Genomic DNA, 17637 nt, shown 5'->3' on the forward strand with positions numbered 1-17637 from the left:
TTGCATCATTTGGAAGGGAAACGCTTTGGATATGAACCGTTTTTTTGACAGTCCCTGGACCAAGCGAGGCCTGTCCCTGCTGTCGATCCCTTATGGGATTTTTCTGGGATTTTTGGCGTACTGGTCTGTTTTTTATGACATTGAAGTATACGAAAAGGTCAAGTTCGGCTTTGTGCTGTCCATTGGCTGCCTGGCTATGGGTGTGATGATGTTCTATACCCGGCGCCAGCTGATTACCATGATCGTGAGCATTGTGACCATGCCCCTTTTGCTGCCCATTGTGCTGCTGAATTTCGGGGAATGGGAAATGCTGATCCCCATTGTGCTGGTTTCTGTTGTGGCGTTCTTTACCAGCGGCTCTGGCGAAGCTGCCAAGACTATTTCCGGCGCAGTGATTTTGATGCTGTACATGCTGGGTGCATTGGCATACTTTTTCTACACCACCGTGCTGGTCAGTTCTGTCCAGAAGTCACCGGGCCCCAGTCAGATTTCCCCGTCCGGTGCGTACCGGTATGAGGTCACCTACAGTATGGACAAGTGCGGCGGCGGCACCTCTGTGATCGTTGCGCCCAATACCTATGACACATCTTTTTCTTATATGTATTGCCGGGCAAAGGGCTTTGACCGGACGGTGTATGTGAATCGCCCCCTGTCCGAGCCTGAGCTGGAATGGACAACCGAAAAGCGCACGGATATTACCGCCAAGATCCTGGAGATCAACCCGGATGCTGTACTGAGCTTGTCCGAAAGCCAGATGCACACACTGGGGCGGGATCGGGGCTTTACGATGGAGATCCGGGTGAAGGATCTGAACCAGAAGCAGTTAAAAACCCTTGGTATCGTTTTGCCGAAAAGTGACGGAACCGCAGAAGTGCCGGAGGGCATGCGCCTGTACGCGGATGATACCATTACGCTGGATCTATCCAAGCTGCATGCCATTGGCTGGACGGTAACGGAGGATGTAAAGCTGTCCGATCTGACGGATCAGCAGCTTGCTGCACTGGGTGTGGCGGAGAGCGGCGATGTGCTGTATGTAAACGGAAACCCTCAGTTCCGGTATTATATCGCTGTGCTGGACTCCTACTATGATATGTCCAAGCGGGAAATTGTGATCGATTAAGACCATACCGCGCAGAGCTGGCGCATATGGATGCGCTGCATCGTTGGGTGGGCTTTGTGCGGTATTGCCTTGAGACGTTTCGGAGCGTTGCTCCGGGCAATATAAACAGAGAAAAAGCAGGAGGTTTATGATGAGCGAATTTTTTACAGGCATTTCAAAGATCCCCTTTGAGGGAAAGGCATCCAACAATCCCATGGCGTTCAAGTACTACAACCCGGATGAGGTCGTAGGCGGCAAGACCATGCGGGAGCAGCTGAAGTTTGCGCTGTCCTGGTGGCATACTATGGGGGGAGACGGTACGGACATGTTTGGTGTGGGTACCACCAACAAGAAGTTCGGCGGAACCGATCCCATGGACATTGCTAAGAGAAAGGTAAACGCTGCGTTTGAGCTGATGGACAAGCTGTCCATCGATTATTTCTGTTTCCACGACCGGGATCTGGCGCCGGAGGCTGATAATCTGAAGGAAACCAACCAGCGTCTGGATGAAATCACCGAGTATATTGCACAGATGATGCAGCTGAACCCGGACAAGAAGGTTCTGTGGGGTACTGCAAATTGCTTCGGCAATCCCCGGTATATGCATGGTGCCGGCACTGCGCCCAATGCGGACGTGTTTGCATTTGCAGCTGCGCAGATCAAAAAGGCAATTGAGATCACCGTAAAGCTGGGTGGCAAGGGCTATGTATTCTGGGGCGGCAGAGAGGGCTACGAAACGCTGCTGAACACCAATATGGGTCTGGAACTGGATAATATGGCACGGCTGCTGCATATGGCAGTGGACTATGCAAGAAGCATCGGCTTTACCGGCGACTTCTACATCGAGCCCAAGCCCAAGGAGCCTACCAAGCATCAGTATGATTTTGATACCGCAACCGTGATCGGCTTCCTGCGCAAGTATAATCTGGACAAGGACTTCAAGATGAACATCGAAGCCAACCACGCAACCCTTGCACAGCACACCTTCCAGCATGAACTGCGGGTAGCACGGGAGAACGGCTTCTTTGGCTCCATCGATGCTAACCAGGGTGACACCCTGCTGGGCTGGGATACGGATCAGTTCCCCACTAATACCTATGACGCAGCACTGTGTATGTACGAGGTACTCAAGGCTGGCGGTTTTACCAATGGCGGTCTGAACTTTGACTCCAAGGCACGGCGTGGATCCTTTGAGATGGAGGATATCTTCCACAGCTACATTGCCGGTATGGACACCTTTGCACTGGGTCTGAAGATTGCGCAGAAGATGATCGATGACGGACGGATCGACCAGTTCGTGGCTGATCGGTATGCAAGCTGGAACACCGGCATCGGTGCGGATATCATTTCCGGCAAGGCAACCATGGCAGATTTGGAGGCTTACGCACTGAGCAAGGGCGATGTGACCGCATCCCTCAAGAGCGGTCGTCAGGAATTGCTGGAAAGCATCCTGAACAATATTATGTTCAATCTTTAATGAACGCAGAATGGCTATCCGGGGGATAGCCATTCTTGTACTGGAAAGGAAGTGTACAGATGGCATATGTACTGGGCGTAGATATTGGCACCAGCGGCACTAAAACGGTGTTGTTTGATCAGAATGGAGCGGTGATCGCATCCGCAAGTGAGGAGTATCCTCTGTATCAGCCCCAGAACGGCTACGCAGAGCAGGATCCGGCAGATTGGTATCAAGCCACCATCCACACCATTGCAAAGGTGATGAAAACCAGCGGTGTGCCCAAGGAAGAAGTTAAAGGCATTGGTCTGTCCGGGCAGATGCATGGGCTGGTGATGCTGGATGACCAGTATCAGGTGATCCGCCGCTCCATTATCTGGTGCGATCAGCGTACCGCAGCGGAGTGTGCAGAGATCACAGAGCGTGTAGGCGCACAGCGGCTGATTGAGATCACGGCGAATCCGGCGCTGACCGGGTTTACCGCATCCAAGATCCTCTGGGTGCGGAATCATGAACCTGAGCATTATGCAAAGTGCAGGTACATCCTGCTGCCAAAGGACTACATCCGTTTTATGCTGACCGGAGAGATCGCAACGGAGGTTTCTGACGCATCCGGCATGCAGTTGCTGGACATTCCCAAGCGTCAGTGGTCGGATGAGGTACTGGAAAAGCTGGAGATCGATAAATCCATGTTGGGTAAGGTGTATGAAAGCCCCGAGATCACCGGTAGAGTGACCCCCAAGGCGGCGGAGCTTACCGGTCTTGCGGCAGGAACCATTGTAGTAGGCGGCGCCGGGGACAATGCGGCGGCGGCAGTGGGCACCGGCGTGGTGACGGATGGAAAGGCGTTTACGACCATCGGCACCAGCGGCGTGGTGTTTGCACATACTTCGGATATTACCATTGACGCCAAGGGGAGAGTGCATACCTTCTGCTGTGCTGTGCCTGGCTGCTGGCATGTTATGGGCGTGACCCAGGGGGCAGGACTTTCCTTGAAGTGGTTCCGGGATAATTTCTGCGGCGCAGAAAAGGAAACCGCCAAGTATATGGGTGTGGACGAATACTATCTGATGGATCAGCAGGCTGCACAGGTTCCCGTTGGAGCAAACCGGCTGTTTTATCTGCCATATCTGATGGGGGAGCGCACACCTCACCTGGATCCGGATGCAAGAGGAGTCTTTTTCGGTCTGTCCGCTATGCACACCAAGCGGGATATGCTCCGTGCGGTGATGGAAGGCGTTGCATACTCCCTGCGTGACTGCGTAGAGGTGTGCCGGGAGATGGGCGTATCCGTCAGTGATATGATGGCATGCGGCGGCGGCGGTACTTCCGCTTTGTGGCGGCAGATGCTGGCGGATCTGTACGGCTGTTCCGTGAAGACGGTGACCTCCAAGGAGGGCCCGGCACTGGGCGTTGCCATTCTGGCAATGGTAGGTGCCGGTATGTATGACTCTGTGCCGGAAGCATGCCAGGCGGTGATCCGCACCAAGCAGGTGCAGGAGCCCATCCCGGAGCAGATTCCGGTGTACGATCGGTGCTACCAGATGTACCGCAGTTTGTATCCGGCAATGCGGAATAGCTTCAAGGCATTGGCAAAGCTGTAAGCACATAAGGCGGGGAAAGGATGGAGAATACTTTATCCTTTTTTTGTTTAAATCCCTTGCAAAACAAAAAAATCAGTGCTATAATAGATTTATAACGGTCAAAAGGAGTCATGCATGAACATCAATCAAGTGCTGGCACAGGAATTCCATCTGCGCCAGGAACAGATCGACCAGACGGTGGCATTGATCGATGAAGGGGCAACCATTCCCTTTATTGCCCGATACCGGAAGGAGCGTACCGGTTCTCTGGACGATCAGGTTCTCCGGGAGATCTTCGATCGACTGAATTATTTGCGGAATCTGGAAAAACGCAAGGAGGAGATCCGGGTCTCCATCACGGAACAGGACAAGATGACGGAGGAGCTTGCCAAAGCCATTGACGCTGCCAAAACCCTGGTAGAGGTGGAAGATCTGTACCGACCCTATCGCCCCAAGCGCAAGACCCGTGCAAGCGTTGCCCGTGCACATGGTTTGGAGCCGTTGGCACGGCTGCTGCTTGCCCAAAAGCCAGGTGTGGATCCGGAACGGGAGGCAGCTGCCTTTGTAAATCCGGAGCAGGAGGTGCCCGATGTACAGGCGGCCTTGCAGGGAGCAATGGACATTCTGGCAGAGGATATTTCCGATGATGCCCAGTTGCGGAAGGATTTGCGGAGTCTGATCGCCAAAAGCGGCACCATATCCGCTGTCGCTGCGGATCCGGAGGCGGAAAGTGTGTATCGCACATATTACGATTACACAGAGCCGTTGGGGAAAATTGCACACCACCGGGTGCTTGCACTGGATCGGGGCGAAAAGGAAGGATTTCTGAAGGTGGCAATCTCTCTGCCGGAGCATATGGGGGAGAGCTTTGTGGTGCGGCATTATCTGAAAGGGGATTCTCCCAGCGGTGCCTATGTGCGCCAGGCGGCGGAGGACAGCTGCAAGCGGCTGCTGTTTCCCTCGGTAGAGCGGGAGATCCGCAATGAGCTGACGGCAAATGCAGCCGAGCAAGCCATTAAGGTGTTTGCATCCAACCTGCGTCAGCTGCTGATGCAGCCCCCGGTGAAGAATACGGTCACGCTGGGACTGGATCCGGGCTTTCGCACCGGCTGTAAGGTGGCAGTGGTGGATCATACCGGCAAGGTGCTGCATACGGACGTGGTACATATTACGGCAAATTCCGCTGCACAGGTAGCGGCGGATCAGCAAAAGCTCAAGGGGATCATTGAAAAATGGAAGGTGACTACCATTGCCATTGGAAACGGCACCGCATCCCGGGAAAGCGAGTATATTGTAGCGCAGATCCTCAAGGAGCTGGACAGAAAAGTCAGCTATATGGTGGTCAGTGAGGCGGGGGCTTCCGTATACTCCGCATCCAAGCTGGCGGCAGAGGAGTTCCCGGAATACGATGTATCCCTGCGTAGTGCAGTGTCCATTGCCCGGCGCTTGCAGGATCCTCTGGCAGAGCTGGTGAAGATCGATCCGAAGGCCATTGGTGTGGGGCAGTATCAGCACGACATGCCCAAGGCAAGGATGGATGAAGCCCTGACCGGTGTGGTGGAGGACTGTGTAAACAGTGTGGGCGTGGACATCAACACCGCCTCTCACTCCCTCTTTTCCTATGTGGCAGGCATCAATGCCTCAGTGGCGAAGAATATTGTGGCATACCGGGAGGAAAACGGCGCATTTACCGACCGAAAGCAGTTGCTGAAGGTGCCGAAGCTAGGGAAAAAGGCATATGAGCAGTGCGCCGGTTTTATCCGTGTCCGGGAGGGGAAGAATCCTCTGGACAATACGGCGGTGCATCCGGAAAGCTACGAGGCTGCCAGGGGATTGCTGGATGCATGCGGCTTTTCTCTGGCAAGCATCGGCAAGGAGGAGCTTCAATCTCTGTGGGATCGCCTGAACAAGCAGGGGATGGATGCAATCAGCAGACAGCTTGGGGTAGGCGTACCCACCCTACAGGACATTGTCCGGGAATTACAGAAGCCCGGCAGAGATGTGCGTGACGAGCTGCCGCCGCCCTTGATGCGCAGTGGGGACATCATGGAACTGAAGGACTTAAAACCAGGCATGGAACTGGTGGGGACAGTCCGGAACGTGATTGATTTCGGCGCTTTTGTGGATATCGGCGTTCATGAGGATGGGCTGGTGCATATTTCCCAGATCTGCAACCGATATATCAAGCATCCTTTGGATGCGGTAAAGGTAGGGCAGGTTGTCAAGGTACGGGTGCTGGATGTGGACGTGAAGCGGAAGCGGATCGGTCTGACCATGCGGCTGGATGATACAAACAAGAAATAACGGAGGAGAAGTGGGTTATGGAAAAAGTAAAAAAAGTATTGCTAGTGGTCTTTGTGATGATGTTCTTCATTGGCATTATCCTGGTGACGGATTTCGGCAAGATGAAAAAGTATCAGAACAATGAGGTCACAGACCTTGCGAATCTGGGTTATCGGCAGATGCAGACCGGGGATCTGGTTAGCGGCAAGGTGGATTATGTACTGGATACAGTTGCAGAGGAGTATGAGACCAAGTTCGGTATCCGGACTTCGGACGATTCCACGAAGCTGTACTACATCATCAGTCTGCCCAACAGCTATGCGGTTTACGAAACCAGCAATAAGGAAGAGTATGATACGCTGGATAAGATCTGCAACGAAACCTGGGACTATCTGAACTCAGAGGATGGCAGTGCACCGGCACCCACCTCCAGCCTGATGATCCAGGGCGAGGTCAAGAAGATGGACGACAAGGTTGCCGGGTACTTTAAGGATTGGTTTAAGGAACAGGCGGATTTCAGCGATGAGGACTTTGAGAAGAACACTGAGGTGTATATGATCTCACGCACCAAGTTCGACGGCTTCCAGCGTTCCGTTTACACCGGCATCGGTCTGGCTGCTGTGGGAGCAGTGGGATTGATTGTTCTGCTGGTACTGAAGATCAAGGCAAAAAAGCAGTCCAGCCAGGAATTTTATTGATTTACAAGGAACAGGCGTAATGCCTGTTCTTTTTTTGTGGGATCCATGCCAGGTGCCGCAATCTGCCGGATTTGACGGGTATGCGCCTTTGTGGTATAATGAGGCAGTACTCATGATAGTTTGTCATATTTCCTGTGGGAGTTTCATAGCTTTGAATAGCTCCGGATGGGGAAAAACCGAAAGGGTGTGTGACGAATGAATCAATTAAAATGGCGCAACGCAAAGCGAATTCTGGCGCTGGCTCTGGTGGCGGGTATCGGTGTCGGAGCATTTCGGCTTGCTGTCCGAAAGCAGGAGGATGCGGCAGTATATACCTTCAGCACAGCAAAGAATGTGCCTGTGATCGTGCTGGATGCCGGGCATGGCGGCATGGACGGTGGCTGTTCCTCTGCGGCTGGCGTGCCGGAAAAGGGGATCAATCTGAATATCCTGCTGAACCTGCGGGATCTGCTGTCCGTGTCCGGATATGAAGTTGTGGTGACCCGGGATACGGATCGCTCCATCCACGACAGCGGCATTGAGGGCATCGCCAACCAGAAAAGCTCCGATATGGACAATCGGCTGGCGATTTTCAACGAGCGCAGCAATGCTGTTTGTATTTCCATTCATCAGAACCAGTTTACGGATCCCAAATACAGCGGCGCCCAGATGTTTTACGCCCCCACCAACAAGGACAGCGAACGGCTGGCGCAGAAGCTGCAAGGCTCCTTTCATACCCGGCTTCAGCCGGACAATGACCGGGAGATCAAGCAGTGCGGCAAGGAACTGTTTCTGTGCTATTTCAGCAAGAATCCCACGGTAATGGTGGAATGCGGCTTTTTGTCCAATCCGGAGGAGGCTGCAAGGCTGACGGATGAAGCATATCAGCGTCAGGTGGCATTTACGATCTACGCAGGCTTGCAGGAGTATCTGGCAGGCTGAGAAAAAGGAGAACAGGAATGGCAAAAGCAAGGACTGTGTATGTATGTACGGAATGCGGCTATGAAAGCCTCAAGTGGAACGGAAAGTGTGCCGGCTGTGGCGCATGGAACAGCCTGGAGGAATCGACTCCGGCACCGGCTGTCAAATCCGCTCCCGGCGCACGGGCTGCAGTGGATCTTTCTGACCGGATCCTGGAGCTTTCCCAGGTGGATATGGAATCAGAGGTGCGGTATCGAACCGGTATGGGAGAACTGGATCGTGTGCTGGGGGGCGGTCTTGTAAAGGGCGAGCTGGTGCTGCTGGGAGGCGAGCCGGGCATCGGAAAGAGTACACTGCTCTTGCAGATCTGTCAGTATCTGGGGCAGAATCATTCGGTGCTCTATGTGTCCGGAGAGGAATCCGCCCGGCAGATCAAACTGCGGGCACAGCGGCTCGGGGTGGATACGGAAAGCCTGTATCTGCTGACGGTGAACGATGCGGAGGCGATCTGCGATACCATCTGTTCTACGGAGCCGGATGTGGTCATCATCGACTCCATCCAGACCATGAGCCTGTCCCAGATCTCCTCCAGTCCCGGCAGTCTGACTCAGGTGCGGGAATGCACCAACCTGTTCATGCACACTGCCAAGCGGCAGGAGATCCCCATTTTCATTGTGGGACATGTAAACAAGGACGGTGCCATTGCCGGGCCAAAGGTCATGGAGCATATTGTGGATGCGGTGCTGTATTTTGAAGGGGAGCGGCATCTGAGCTATCGGATTCTTCGGGCAGTGAAAAACCGGTTTGGCTCCACCAACGAAATCGGCGTGTTTGAAATGATCGACAAGGGTCTGCGGGAAGTGGAGAATCCCTCCCAGATGCTCCTTGCGGGCAGACCCCACGGTGTGTCCGGTACCTGTGTGGCATGCGTCATGGAAGGCTCCCGCCCTATTCTGGCAGAGGTGCAGGCGCTTGCCACCAAAAGCGGTTTCTCCTCCCCTCGGCGCATGTCCACCGGGGTGGATTTCGGCAGAATGGCGATCATCATGGCTGTGTTGGAAAAGCGGCTGGGTATGTTCTTCGGTACATTGGATGTGTACCTGAACATTGTAGGGGGCTTTCGGCTGGACGAACCTGCCGGGGATCTGCCGGTGGCGCTTGCTCTCAGCTCCTGCTTGCTGGATAAGCCCATTGACGAGAAGCTGATTGCCTTCGGAGAGATCGGTCTGGGGGGAGAGGTACGGTCAGTGACCCATCTGATCCAGCGTGTCCGGGAGGCGGAGCGCATGGGCTTTGAAACCTGCATTGTGCCCAAGCAGTCCCTGCAGACCATCGATCCCAGTCAGTACAATATGCGGATCATCGGGGTCAGCAGTCTGAAGCAGGCAGTGTCTGTAATCGCATAATTCCAGCCATGTCCGGGCAGACTGTGAGTATGAAGAAGCTTGCTTTTTTGTTATCGGTATCTGTAGGCATGTCCACCGGGGCAGTCACTGTGCCTTTGCTTTATCCTCATACCCTGCCCCAGGCACAGGCGTACTGCCTGGAAGAGCCGGCAGCGGTTCCTGCTTGTTGGGTGCATTTTGCCGGCGGCAGTGCCTATGTGTATGTATATCAGGATGGAAAGGCATACCGTCGTATGGTGGGGGCTGTAGCTTGTCCGGATGGAACCGTGCAGCTATGCTTTGGGGTGTCCGCCGGGGATTGGCTCCTGTCCGGAGCGGAGCTGTCAGACGGGGAACGGGTTCGCATCCAGCAGCGTGTATAAAAGCAACACCGTGTTGCCTGAAAAAAACTGTCCGCAGAATACTCTGCGGACAGTTCCTGTTTGGGAACTACTTAGCAGCCACAGCCGCCGCAGCCATTGTTACAGCCACAGCCGTTGTCGCAGCCACAGTTGCCGCCACAGCCATTGCCGCAGCAAACGAACAGCAGGATCAGAATGATGATCCACCAGCAGCAGTTACCACCAAAACCGCATCCACAACCCATAATTCAAGCACTCCTTTAAATAAGATGTAGTGAAGTGAGCTTCTTGCCCGCTTCATAGTACATCATATGACCGGGGTGAAAATGTGTTACAGCCGGACAAGCCCTCTGCTTCTGACAATTTTTTTGCACAGCTTGTGGCATACTATTAGTTGTAATCAGAATGAAAGGCGGAGGTTCAATGGAACAGGCGGAGCGGTATACGAAAAAAGCGGCGGCGATTCTGGGAGACGCAGTACAGTGCGCCTGCAAATTCGGGCATACCTATGTAGGTACGGAGCATCTGTTGTTCGCCATGCTGGAGGATGGCTCCAATGTGGGGGCAGCAGTATTGCAGGGGCAGCGGATTAAGGCACGCAGCGTGTATCAGCAGATCGTGCAGACAGCAGGAAAGGGGGAAGCCACCTGCGTCACGGAGGCGTGCTACACGCCGGCACTGCGCCGGGTGATGCAGGGAGCGGAAAAGCTATTGCAAAAATCCGGCTCCCGGCTGATCGGTTCAGAGCATCTGCTCCTTGCCATGCTGGAGCAGGAGAACTGTACAGCCTGCGGGATCTTCCGGCTTCTGGAGGCGGATCTTTCAGTCCTGACGGAGCAGGCTGCAAAGGCATGTGCCGCATGCGGCAGCGGACTGGACAATGGCATCCGCATGCTGGATCGGAAACGGTATCCCACTTTATTAAAGTACGGCAGAGTGCTGACGGAGCCGGGAGACGGCGCTGTGCGGGATCCCCTCATCGGCAGGGAAAAGGAAGTGGATCGTCTGATCCGGATCCTTGCCCGGCGCAGTAAGAACAATCCCTGTCTGGTGGGGGAGGCGGGGGTAGGAAAGACCGCCATTGTGGAGGGACTTGCCCGGTTATTCCAGCAGGGTCTGGTTCCGGAGGCGCTGCAGGGAAAGCATATTGTGTCCGTTGATCTGACTGCCATGCTGGCAGGGGCGAAATACCGGGGAGATTTTGAAGAGCGGATCAAGGCGGTGCTGGATGAGGTAGCGGGAGGAAATATCATCCTGTTCATTGATGAGCTGCATACCATTGTAGGAGCCGGTGCGGCGGAGGGAGCCATTGATGCTGCTAACATTTTAAAGCCCCAGCTTGCCCGGGGACAATTGCAGCTGATTGGCGCTACCACCCTCCGGGAATACCGGCAGTTTATTGAAAAGGACAGCGCCCTGGAGCGTCGGTTCCAGCCGGTATATGTGGAGGAGCCGGGGGAGGATGCGGCGCTGGAGATGTTACGGGGACTGCGGAAACAATACGAATGCTTTCATCATGTGGAAATCGGGGATAGCCTGCTGCGCTCCGCCGTGACCCTGTCGGTGCGGTATATCCACGACCGATGCCTGCCGGATAAGGCGATCGATGTGCTGGATGAGGCATGTGCCCGGGCGAGGGTACAGGCGCAGCGGAATCAGCCCGCCTCCCAGGAGCCCTATGATCCGGTGGGGGAGTCCCTGTTGGCATCGGAAGCATCCGGCACTGTTCAGCTAACGGAGCAGGATCTGGCGGATGTGATCTCCACCTGGACAGGAGTGCCGGTCACGAAGCTGACCCGGACGGAGCAGGAAAATCTGCTGGAGCTGGAGCAGGCACTCAAGCAGCGGATTGTGGGACAGGACGCTGCCATTGAAGCCATTGCCGCATCCGTCCAGCGGGGCAGGGTGGGGCTGAAGGATCCCCGACGCCCCATCGGTTCTTTTTTGCTGCTTGGGCCAACCGGCGTGGGCAAAACTGAACTCGCCCGGGCGCTGGCGGTGTGCATGTTCGACCGGGAGGATGCCATGATCCGGCTGGATATGTCGGAATACATGGAAAAGCACAGCGTGGCACGGCTTTTGGGATCGCCTCCCGGCTATGTGGGGCACGAGGAGGGGGGCATCCTGTCCGAAGCGGTGCGGGCAAGACCTTATAGTCTGGTGCTGTTTGATGAGATCGAGAAGGCGCATCCGGATGTGCTGAATATCCTGCTGCAAATTCTGGAGGACGGGGCGTTGTCCGACGCACAGGGGAGACGAGTGGATTTTCGTAGCTGTCTGATCCTGTTGACCTCCAACATTGGTGCCCGGCAGATGCAGGGGCACAGCCTGGGCTTTGTGGAAGGGCTTCATGCGCCGGATGACCGGGTGCTGTCCCAGGTGAAACAGCAGTTAAGACCGGAGCTTGTGAATCGACTGGATGGCTGCATTGTGTTCCGGCGGCTGGATGCAGGGGATTATCAGAAAATTGCCCGGATGCAGCTGGAAAAATTGGCAGCTCGGGCAGAGAAAATCGGCTATACGCTTACCTTTACGTCAAAGACGGTGGAGCAGATGGCACAGGCGGAGGAACAGGAACGCTATGGTGCCCGTACCATCCGCAGACGCGTTACGGAATACGGGGAAAACCTGTTGTCCCGGGAGATCCTAGCTGGAAAACTGGATCCGGCAGTGCCCGTGTGCCTGGATTATGAAGCGGGGCAGTTTGTGCTGCGTCAGCAGATCCCGGCGGTGACCGCATAAGCTAAGGCAACACTGCAAAAGTATGCCTGACGGCTTTGTACCATATCTGTTGTACAATCTTTGTGCGGTATCCTAAAACCGGCAGTCTGTAAATCATACAGACTGCCGGTTCCTTATGCATGCAGAATTTGTTCGTAAAGTCGGCATAGATCGGTTGTGCCCAGTGGAATGGGCGTGTTGGCGAGCCGATCCGGGTCTACGGACGCTGCAAGGACTTTCGGGGTAATCGGAATCTCACGGGAAAGCCCGGGCAGGTGCAGCGCCTGCAGAAAGGATGCAAATTTCTGTGCAGCCGTTGTTCCATTCGGACAGTCCATGGCGGCGGCAATTTCCCGCAGGGCGGCGGATGTCTGTTCCGGCAGAGAATGCCGGAGGAGCTCCGGGAACAGGGCGGACAGGCACAGGGCAGCAGCATGTCCGTGTGCGATGCCGAACAGGGTCGTGAGCCGGTAGCACATAGCGTGCGCAGCGGTGGTTTTTGCAATGTGAATCGCCTTGCCAGCCAGGTTTGCCGCCTGGAGCATGCCTGCATTTCCGGCATCCTGATTGGTCAGATATCCCTCCGCATGCTCCAGCACCTGTCGGATCGCCCGGACAGAATAGGCTCGGCTTTCCGGCGTGGTATGCATCGACCAGCAGGATTCAATGCCGTGACACAGGGCATCCAGCAGGGTGGCTTTCCGCTGATACAGGGGCAGCGTCCGCAGCAGGGTGGGATCCAGCATCGCTGCATTGGGCAGGCAGTTTCCCACCGACTGCTTGACTCCGTTTTTGTAGATCACCGCAAAGGAGGTGGCTTCGCTGCCGGAGCCTGCGGTGGTGGGGATCGCCAGAAGGGGCGTATCGGGTGTTCCGATTTCCCGCCAGATGCATTTTGCCACATCTATGGCACTGCCCCCGCCCACTGCGGCTATGCCGCTGCATGCCCGGGCGATGTACTGCGCCGCCCCCAGTTGGACGGAGCTCAGATCCGGGTTGGGGTGAAAGTCGGAAAAACGGAATATCCGGATGTTCCGCCGCTGCTCCAGGGCAGTCAGGTGATCCCAAAGGGGAAACTGCGCAATGGAGTTTCCGCACACCAGAAACAGCCTGGTAATTTGGTGCTGTTCCAGGTATGCGTCCAGTCCGGCATAGGCATTGCCCGGCACGATCAGTTCCTGCATGGGTTCAGCGCCTCCCATACTGCTTGGTAATCCTCCGGGGTGTCCACCTCCGACAGCAGCAGACCGTCACAGGCAAGAGGTTGGATATGCAGCTGCTCCGGGATCCGGTTCAACGCCTCTTCTGCATAAACCTGCACTTGTCCACGGCGAACCCATGCGGATACCTCCCGGCACCATGCATGAACGGCTGCTGCATCCAGCTTATACAGGGGCTGCAGGGCAAAGCAATCCTGCCCGAACATGTGAACGGATACCTTCTGCAAACATCCGTCCCGAAGCCGCCCTTTGAAATCTTTTTCCGGCAGGGGTGCGGACAGATCCACGCAGCATCGGTTGCCCGATGCCGCCAGCAGTCTTGTCAGCACCTGTTCCTCAAACACCAGATCCCCATGGAGCATCAGCAGGTCATTCCCTGCAATAGTGGGTTCCGCCAGGAACATGGAGTAAATATAGTTGGTGTGGGCGTACCGGGGATTTTCCACCAGGGTAATCTCCATGCAGTCGCATTTCGCCTGCTGCCGGATCAATCCGGTGTATGCACCGGTGGTGATGACCGCCTGCCGGATGCCATGCCGGGACAGCAGCCGCAGCTGCCTGGACAGAATGGTTTCGCCGCCGGGCAGGGGGAGTAGGCATTTTGGCTTGTTTGCAGTCAGCGTCCCCATCCGGCTACCGGTGCCGGAATTGAAAATGAGAGCTTTCATGCCTGGATCGCCTCCATAAAGCAATGCTTATTCTCCTCGGGGGTGGAGGTGGGTCTGCCCAGATCGGCTCGGGATCCGGGGCGGATATACACCACCAGCGCAGCCTTTTGCTTTGCAAGGTGTTTCATACCCTGGCGAAGCTGGGTTTCAGTTTCCGCCCTGCATACCGCAAAGCCGCAGCCCTCCAGAATGTCCTCCATATGGATCCGGAACCCCACGGTTTTCTGTCCGCCCACAGATTCATGACAGCCGTTGTTGAGAACGATATACTTGAAATTGTCTCCCCCGGTACAACCGTTCACCGCACATGCACCCATATGCATCAGAAATGCTCCGTCCCCGTCGATGCAATAGATGTTCTTGAAGGACGCCAGGCTCAGCCCCAGGGCAATGGAGGAGGCATGCCCCATGGAGCCTACGGTGAGAAAGTCCTGTCCATGTCCCTGTCCGGCGGCTTGCCGCAGCTCAAACAGTTCCCGGGAGGTTTTTCCCGTGGTGGATACCACAAAATCCTCCGGAGATAGACAGGACAGGATCACGGAAAGGGCATGCTCCCGGGTCATGGAGAAGGAACAGGGGACAGGCTGGAATGGGTATTCGGAAAAAGTGCCCTTGCGGATCAGCAGTGCCGAAATGCCGCCGTTTTGCATGTGCTTGGCGGCATCCTGCAACGCATCCTCCCAGTTTGCATCCAGAATCCGGACGGGAATCCCCATGCTCTCCAGTAAGGATACCGTCACCAGCCCCTGTTTTTTGTGCTGGGGTTCATCCTGTGTACCTGGTTCTCCGCGCCAGCCGATCAGCAGCAGCATGGGGATCCGGTACACCAGAGGATCCGCCAGGGACAGCAGGGGATTCACTGCGTTGCCGATACCGGAATTTTGCAGAAACACCACTCCGGGACTTCCAGTGGCAAGGTAATGACCGGCGGCAATGCCGACAGCGTTCCCCTCATTGGCGGCGATCACATAGTTTCTGCCTGCCCGTTCAGACAGGCAGGCGCACAGAGTCTGGAGCAGGGAATCCGGAACTCCGGTGAAAAAATCCAGTCCCTTTTCGCAAAGGGACTGATAAAACAGGGACGGTTCAATCATGGGTTGCCTCCTCCGTGATCCTTAGAATTTCCGTTGTGGGTGCGCAGTACTGCTGATCCGCCTCCCCACTGCTGCCGGCGGCAAGGATGGATCCGGCGGTCAGGCACATGGCTTTGTAAGCGCTTCTTGTCAGATGGTTTGCGTAGATCACCATGTTCACTCCCGCTTGGTGCAGGGTATGACAGGACAGCTGTGGGTACATGGTGGGAATGCACGCTACCGGCATTTCCGGCAGCAGCTGCTTGCACCGATGACAAAATTCCAGTACCTGCTCGCCGGTTTTGTCCAGGCTGTGGATCACAATGCCGTCCGCACCGGCTTTGGCATAGATATTCGCCCGTTCCAGTGCGTCCTCCATGCTCTGTCCGGCAATGAGGCTTTCCAGTCTGGCAAACAGCAGGATCTCAGGTGCATGGGCTTTGGCATCCGATAGCTTTTGAGCAAAGATCCGGGGATCCTCCAGCAACTGGACACGGGCACTGCCATACAGGGAGTTGTGCTTTTGTCCGCATTTGTCCTCCACCACCAGACCGGATACTCCTGCCTTGGCATATGCCCTTGCGGTATGGGAAAAGTCCCCCTGCCCGTTGTCGCAGTCCACCAGCAGGGGCTTTTGACTGACCCGGCGGATCGTCCGGACAGCCGTCAGCTTTTCGGAAAGCGGCATGCGTCCGTCGTCCGGCATACCTGCTGCGGCTGCATGACACAGACCGCTGAGCCACAGTCCGTCAAAGGTAATCTGGTTTCCCTCCGAATCTGGGGCAAAGGCATGCTCCGCTACATAGGCTTCCAGTCCATTGACCGCTTCCAGAATCCGCAGCGGAGCACCGTTTTTCAGCAGACTGCCCAGGGGATTTTCATGCATTTCCGTTTCCTCCTTTGTGGGTCAGCATCCGTCCCACCAGCCTGCCGGTCAGGATGATGCCGGAGCCGATCCGCCGATACAAGGGGAAGGATTGCATATAAGCGGCGTATCCGGGGGAATTCTTTCGCCGGAGTCTGCCCTCAAAGATACAGGTTCCCTCCAGTAGCTGATCCATGTCCCGGATGGTGTATTGATAGTAGGGACGTTCCATGTGGAACAGTCCGGACAGCTCCAGCACCTTTGCAGTAAAACTCATACAGTTATGTGCCTTGTAGATGGGAAATCCGTGCAGCACCGGCATGGTCGCCATGGACAGCAGGTTGAACAGCTGCTGCGGGTCTGTTTCACATTGCCGGATGAAGCGGAGGATCCGCCGGTAAGCATCCTCTCCCACAGAGAGTCGGAATACCTTTGCTCCGAAGCATTGATAACTGCCAAAGGCGTAGTAGTCCCGTTTTTCGTGCATAAACCCGGCACAGGCAGGCAGATTGTGAAACCGGCGGGAGTAGGTGACAAAATCTGTCAGAGAAGGATCCAGACACACCCCGATGTGGGTGTATGGATATCCGGTTACCAGCCTGCCGATGCGTGCAAGTCCCGTATGGGCACGGATCAGAACAATGTAAATTCGGTTCATGACTTCTCCTGTTTCTTGAGTTGGCGGAACAGCTGAATCTGAAGCCGGACCATTTCATAGTACATGGGAATCAGCCCCACCGCCACAATTACGTCAGCGATCCGGAAGGATACTCCAAACAGGGTGAACAGCACCCGTCCATGGGTTGCCATACTCAGTATGGACACCAGCACATAGGAAATGTGTGCTTCGATGGGTCCCAGCCGTGGGAACAGAAATTCGTTGCAGTAGAGAATGTAGTTCATGGCGGTGACGTTCACGATGCCGTACACCGGTGCTGCAAAGATCATGACCTCCAGGCTGCCATAGGGGGAGAAGCCCAGAGCGATCAGCAGAAAGGTGGACAGAAGCACATCCGTAATCAGATCAAAGTATGCTCCTGCCCGGGACGCCATCTGCCGCTGCCGAGCCACATAGCCGTCCAGGTCGTCCGCCACCAGATGCACTGCCAGTCCCAGAATGGTGCCCAGAAAGAACCATGAGGACAGCCAGGTCAGCACTGTACAGACAATGGCGAACAAACCGCCCAATGCGCCAATCAGAGTTACCTGATTGGGGGTCATCCAACTGGGAATACGCTTTCCCACATGCTTGTACAGAAACTGCTGTACGCCAGTTTCCAGCTTGCTGGGAATGATTTTTTTCGCCGGATTTTGATACGCCATA

16 protein-coding genes are annotated in these 17637 nt (G+C 55.4%); 9 read left to right on the top strand and 7 right to left on the bottom strand.

What is annotated here, in order from left to right; genetic code table 11:
- The first annotated feature begins 31 nt into the window (after positions 1–31).
- The 8 genes from RUM_RS05420 to RUM_RS05455 all read left to right on the top strand — a co-directional run bounded on the left by RUM_RS05420 (position 32) and on the right by RUM_RS05455 (position 9787).
- Positions 32–1120, top strand: coding sequence for a hypothetical protein (locus RUM_RS05420; RefSeq protein ID WP_147645576.1), 1089 nt, complete (start codon positions 32–34; stop codon positions 1118–1120).
- Between the two features lie 130 nt (positions 1121–1250).
- Positions 1251–2576, top strand: coding sequence for a xylose isomerase (gene xylA, locus RUM_RS05425; RefSeq protein ID WP_015558185.1), 1326 nt, complete (start codon positions 1251–1253; stop codon positions 2574–2576).
- A 59-nt stretch (positions 2577–2635) separates the two neighbouring features.
- Positions 2636–4159: a xylulokinase gene (gene xylB / locus RUM_RS05430; protein WP_015558186.1), complete on the top strand. Its 1524-nt coding sequence runs from the start codon at positions 2636–2638 to the stop codon at positions 4157–4159.
- 114 nt (positions 4160–4273) lie between these two features.
- Positions 4274–6442: a Tex family protein gene (locus RUM_RS05435; protein WP_015558187.1), complete on the top strand. Its 2169-nt coding sequence runs from the start codon at positions 4274–4276 to the stop codon at positions 6440–6442.
- A gap of 17 nt (positions 6443–6459) precedes the next feature.
- On the top strand, positions 6460–7119 hold the full coding sequence (locus RUM_RS05440) for a DUF6709 family protein (protein ID WP_015558188.1): 660 nt from the start codon (positions 6460–6462) through the stop codon (positions 7117–7119).
- Positions 7120–7314: 195 nt separating this feature from the next.
- A complete protein-coding gene (locus RUM_RS05445) occupies positions 7315–8040 on the top strand; it encodes an N-acetylmuramoyl-L-alanine amidase (protein ID WP_015558189.1) in 726 nt (241 codons plus the stop codon).
- 17 nt (positions 8041–8057) lie between these two features.
- Positions 8058–9425, top strand: coding sequence for a DNA repair protein RadA (radA, locus tag RUM_RS05450; protein WP_015558190.1), 1368 nt, complete (start codon positions 8058–8060; stop codon positions 9423–9425).
- Between the two features lie 29 nt (positions 9426–9454).
- The gene (locus RUM_RS05455) at positions 9455–9787 is read left to right on the top strand and encodes an efflux RND transporter periplasmic adaptor subunit (protein WP_015558191.1); all 333 of its coding nucleotides are present in this window, start codon (positions 9455–9457) and stop codon (positions 9785–9787) included.
- A 71-nt stretch (positions 9788–9858) separates the two neighbouring features.
- On the opposite strand, the gene RUM_RS12905 is transcribed toward RUM_RS05455, so the two are convergent.
- Positions 9859–10011 carry a hypothetical protein gene (locus RUM_RS12905; RefSeq protein WP_015558192.1) on the bottom strand — a complete coding sequence of 51 codons (153 nt, stop codon included), beginning with the start codon at positions 10009–10011 and terminating at the stop codon, positions 9859–9861.
- 178 nt (positions 10012–10189) lie between these two features.
- Between RUM_RS12905 and RUM_RS05460 the strand changes: the two genes are divergently transcribed.
- Positions 10190–12508, top strand: coding sequence for an ATP-dependent Clp protease ATP-binding subunit (locus RUM_RS05460; protein WP_015558193.1), 2319 nt, complete (start codon positions 10190–10192; stop codon positions 12506–12508).
- A 113-nt stretch (positions 12509–12621) separates the two neighbouring features.
- Here RUM_RS05460 and RUM_RS05465 read toward each other — a convergent pair whose 3' ends face one another.
- From RUM_RS05465 to RUM_RS05490, 6 genes are read right to left on the bottom strand one after another with little or no spacing between them, the layout of a single operon-like run.
- The gene (locus tag RUM_RS05465) at positions 12622–13689 is read right to left on the bottom strand and encodes a phosphonoacetaldehyde reductase (protein ID WP_242821755.1); all 1068 of its coding nucleotides are present in this window, start codon (positions 13687–13689) and stop codon (positions 12622–12624) included.
- Positions 13659–14375, bottom strand: coding sequence for a phosphocholine cytidylyltransferase family protein (locus RUM_RS05470; RefSeq protein WP_015558195.1), 717 nt, complete (start codon positions 14373–14375; stop codon positions 13659–13661). The genes RUM_RS05465 and RUM_RS05470 overlap by 31 nt, the downstream gene beginning before the upstream one ends.
- Positions 14372–15469: a phosphonopyruvate decarboxylase gene (gene aepY / locus RUM_RS05475; RefSeq protein WP_015558196.1), complete on the bottom strand. Its 1098-nt coding sequence runs from the start codon at positions 15467–15469 to the stop codon at positions 14372–14374. Before aepY ends, RUM_RS05470 begins: the two co-directional genes overlap by 4 nt.
- Complete coding sequence (locus RUM_RS05480; protein ID WP_015558197.1) at positions 15462–16334, bottom strand: isocitrate lyase/phosphoenolpyruvate mutase family protein; 873 nt, start codon at positions 16332–16334, stop codon at positions 15462–15464. Before RUM_RS05480 ends, aepY begins: the two co-directional genes overlap by 8 nt.
- Positions 16327–16971: a hypothetical protein gene (locus tag RUM_RS05485; protein ID WP_015558198.1), complete on the bottom strand. Its 645-nt coding sequence runs from the start codon at positions 16969–16971 to the stop codon at positions 16327–16329. The genes RUM_RS05480 and RUM_RS05485 overlap by 8 nt, the downstream gene beginning before the upstream one ends.
- The gene (locus RUM_RS05490; RefSeq protein ID WP_015558199.1) at positions 16968–17636 is read right to left on the bottom strand and encodes a CDP-alcohol phosphatidyltransferase family protein; all 669 of its coding nucleotides are present in this window, start codon (positions 17634–17636) and stop codon (positions 16968–16970) included. The genes RUM_RS05485 and RUM_RS05490 overlap by 4 nt, the downstream gene beginning before the upstream one ends.
- Position 17637: the final 1 nt, after the last annotated feature.

This window comes from Ruminococcus champanellensis 18P13 = JCM 17042 (assembly GCF_000210095.1).
GTDB lineage: Bacteria > Bacillota > Clostridia > Oscillospirales > Ruminococcaceae > Ruminococcus_F > Ruminococcus_F champanellensis.

Excerpts from the sequence above, each read along its gene's own strand:
- xylB (WP_015558186.1), top strand. The coding sequence starts at position 2,636 with ATGGCATATGTACTGGGCGTAGATATTGGCACCAGCGGCACTAAAACG.
- xylA (WP_015558185.1), top strand. The coding sequence starts at position 1,251 with ATGAGCGAATTTTTTACAGGCATTTCAAAGATCCCCTTTGAGGGAAAG.
- RUM_RS05490 (WP_015558199.1), bottom strand. The coding sequence starts at position 17,636 with ATGGCGTATCAAAATCCGGCGAAAAAAATCATTCCCAGCAAGCTGGAA.
- aepY (WP_015558196.1), bottom strand. The coding sequence starts at position 15,469 with ATGATTGAACCGTCCCTGTTTTATCAGTCCCTTTGCGAAAAGGGACTG.
- RUM_RS05480 (WP_015558197.1), bottom strand. The coding sequence starts at position 16,334 with ATGCATGAAAATCCCCTGGGCAGTCTGCTGAAAAACGGTGCTCCGCTG.
- RUM_RS05485 (WP_015558198.1), bottom strand. The coding sequence starts at position 16,971 with ATGAACCGAATTTACATTGTTCTGATCCGTGCCCATACGGGACTTGCA.
- RUM_RS12905 (WP_015558192.1), bottom strand. The coding sequence starts at position 10,011 with ATGGGTTGTGGATGCGGTTTTGGTGGTAACTGCTGCTGGTGGATCATC.
- radA (WP_015558190.1), top strand. The coding sequence starts at position 8,058 with ATGGCAAAAGCAAGGACTGTGTATGTATGTACGGAATGCGGCTATGAA.
- RUM_RS05455 (WP_015558191.1), top strand. The coding sequence starts at position 9,455 with ATGAAGAAGCTTGCTTTTTTGTTATCGGTATCTGTAGGCATGTCCACC.
- RUM_RS05440 (WP_015558188.1), top strand. The coding sequence starts at position 6,460 with ATGGAAAAAGTAAAAAAAGTATTGCTAGTGGTCTTTGTGATGATGTTC.
- RUM_RS05470 (WP_015558195.1), bottom strand. The coding sequence starts at position 14,375 with ATGAAAGCTCTCATTTTCAATTCCGGCACCGGTAGCCGGATGGGGACG.
- RUM_RS05445 (WP_015558189.1), top strand. The coding sequence starts at position 7,315 with ATGAATCAATTAAAATGGCGCAACGCAAAGCGAATTCTGGCGCTGGCT.
- RUM_RS05420 (WP_147645576.1), top strand. The coding sequence starts at position 32 with ATGAACCGTTTTTTTGACAGTCCCTGGACCAAGCGAGGCCTGTCCCTG.
- RUM_RS05460 (WP_015558193.1), top strand. The coding sequence starts at position 10,190 with ATGGAACAGGCGGAGCGGTATACGAAAAAAGCGGCGGCGATTCTGGGA.
- RUM_RS05435 (WP_015558187.1), top strand. The coding sequence starts at position 4,274 with ATGAACATCAATCAAGTGCTGGCACAGGAATTCCATCTGCGCCAGGAA.
- RUM_RS05465 (WP_242821755.1), bottom strand. The coding sequence starts at position 13,689 with ATGGGAGGCGCTGAACCCATGCAGGAACTGATCGTGCCGGGCAATGCC.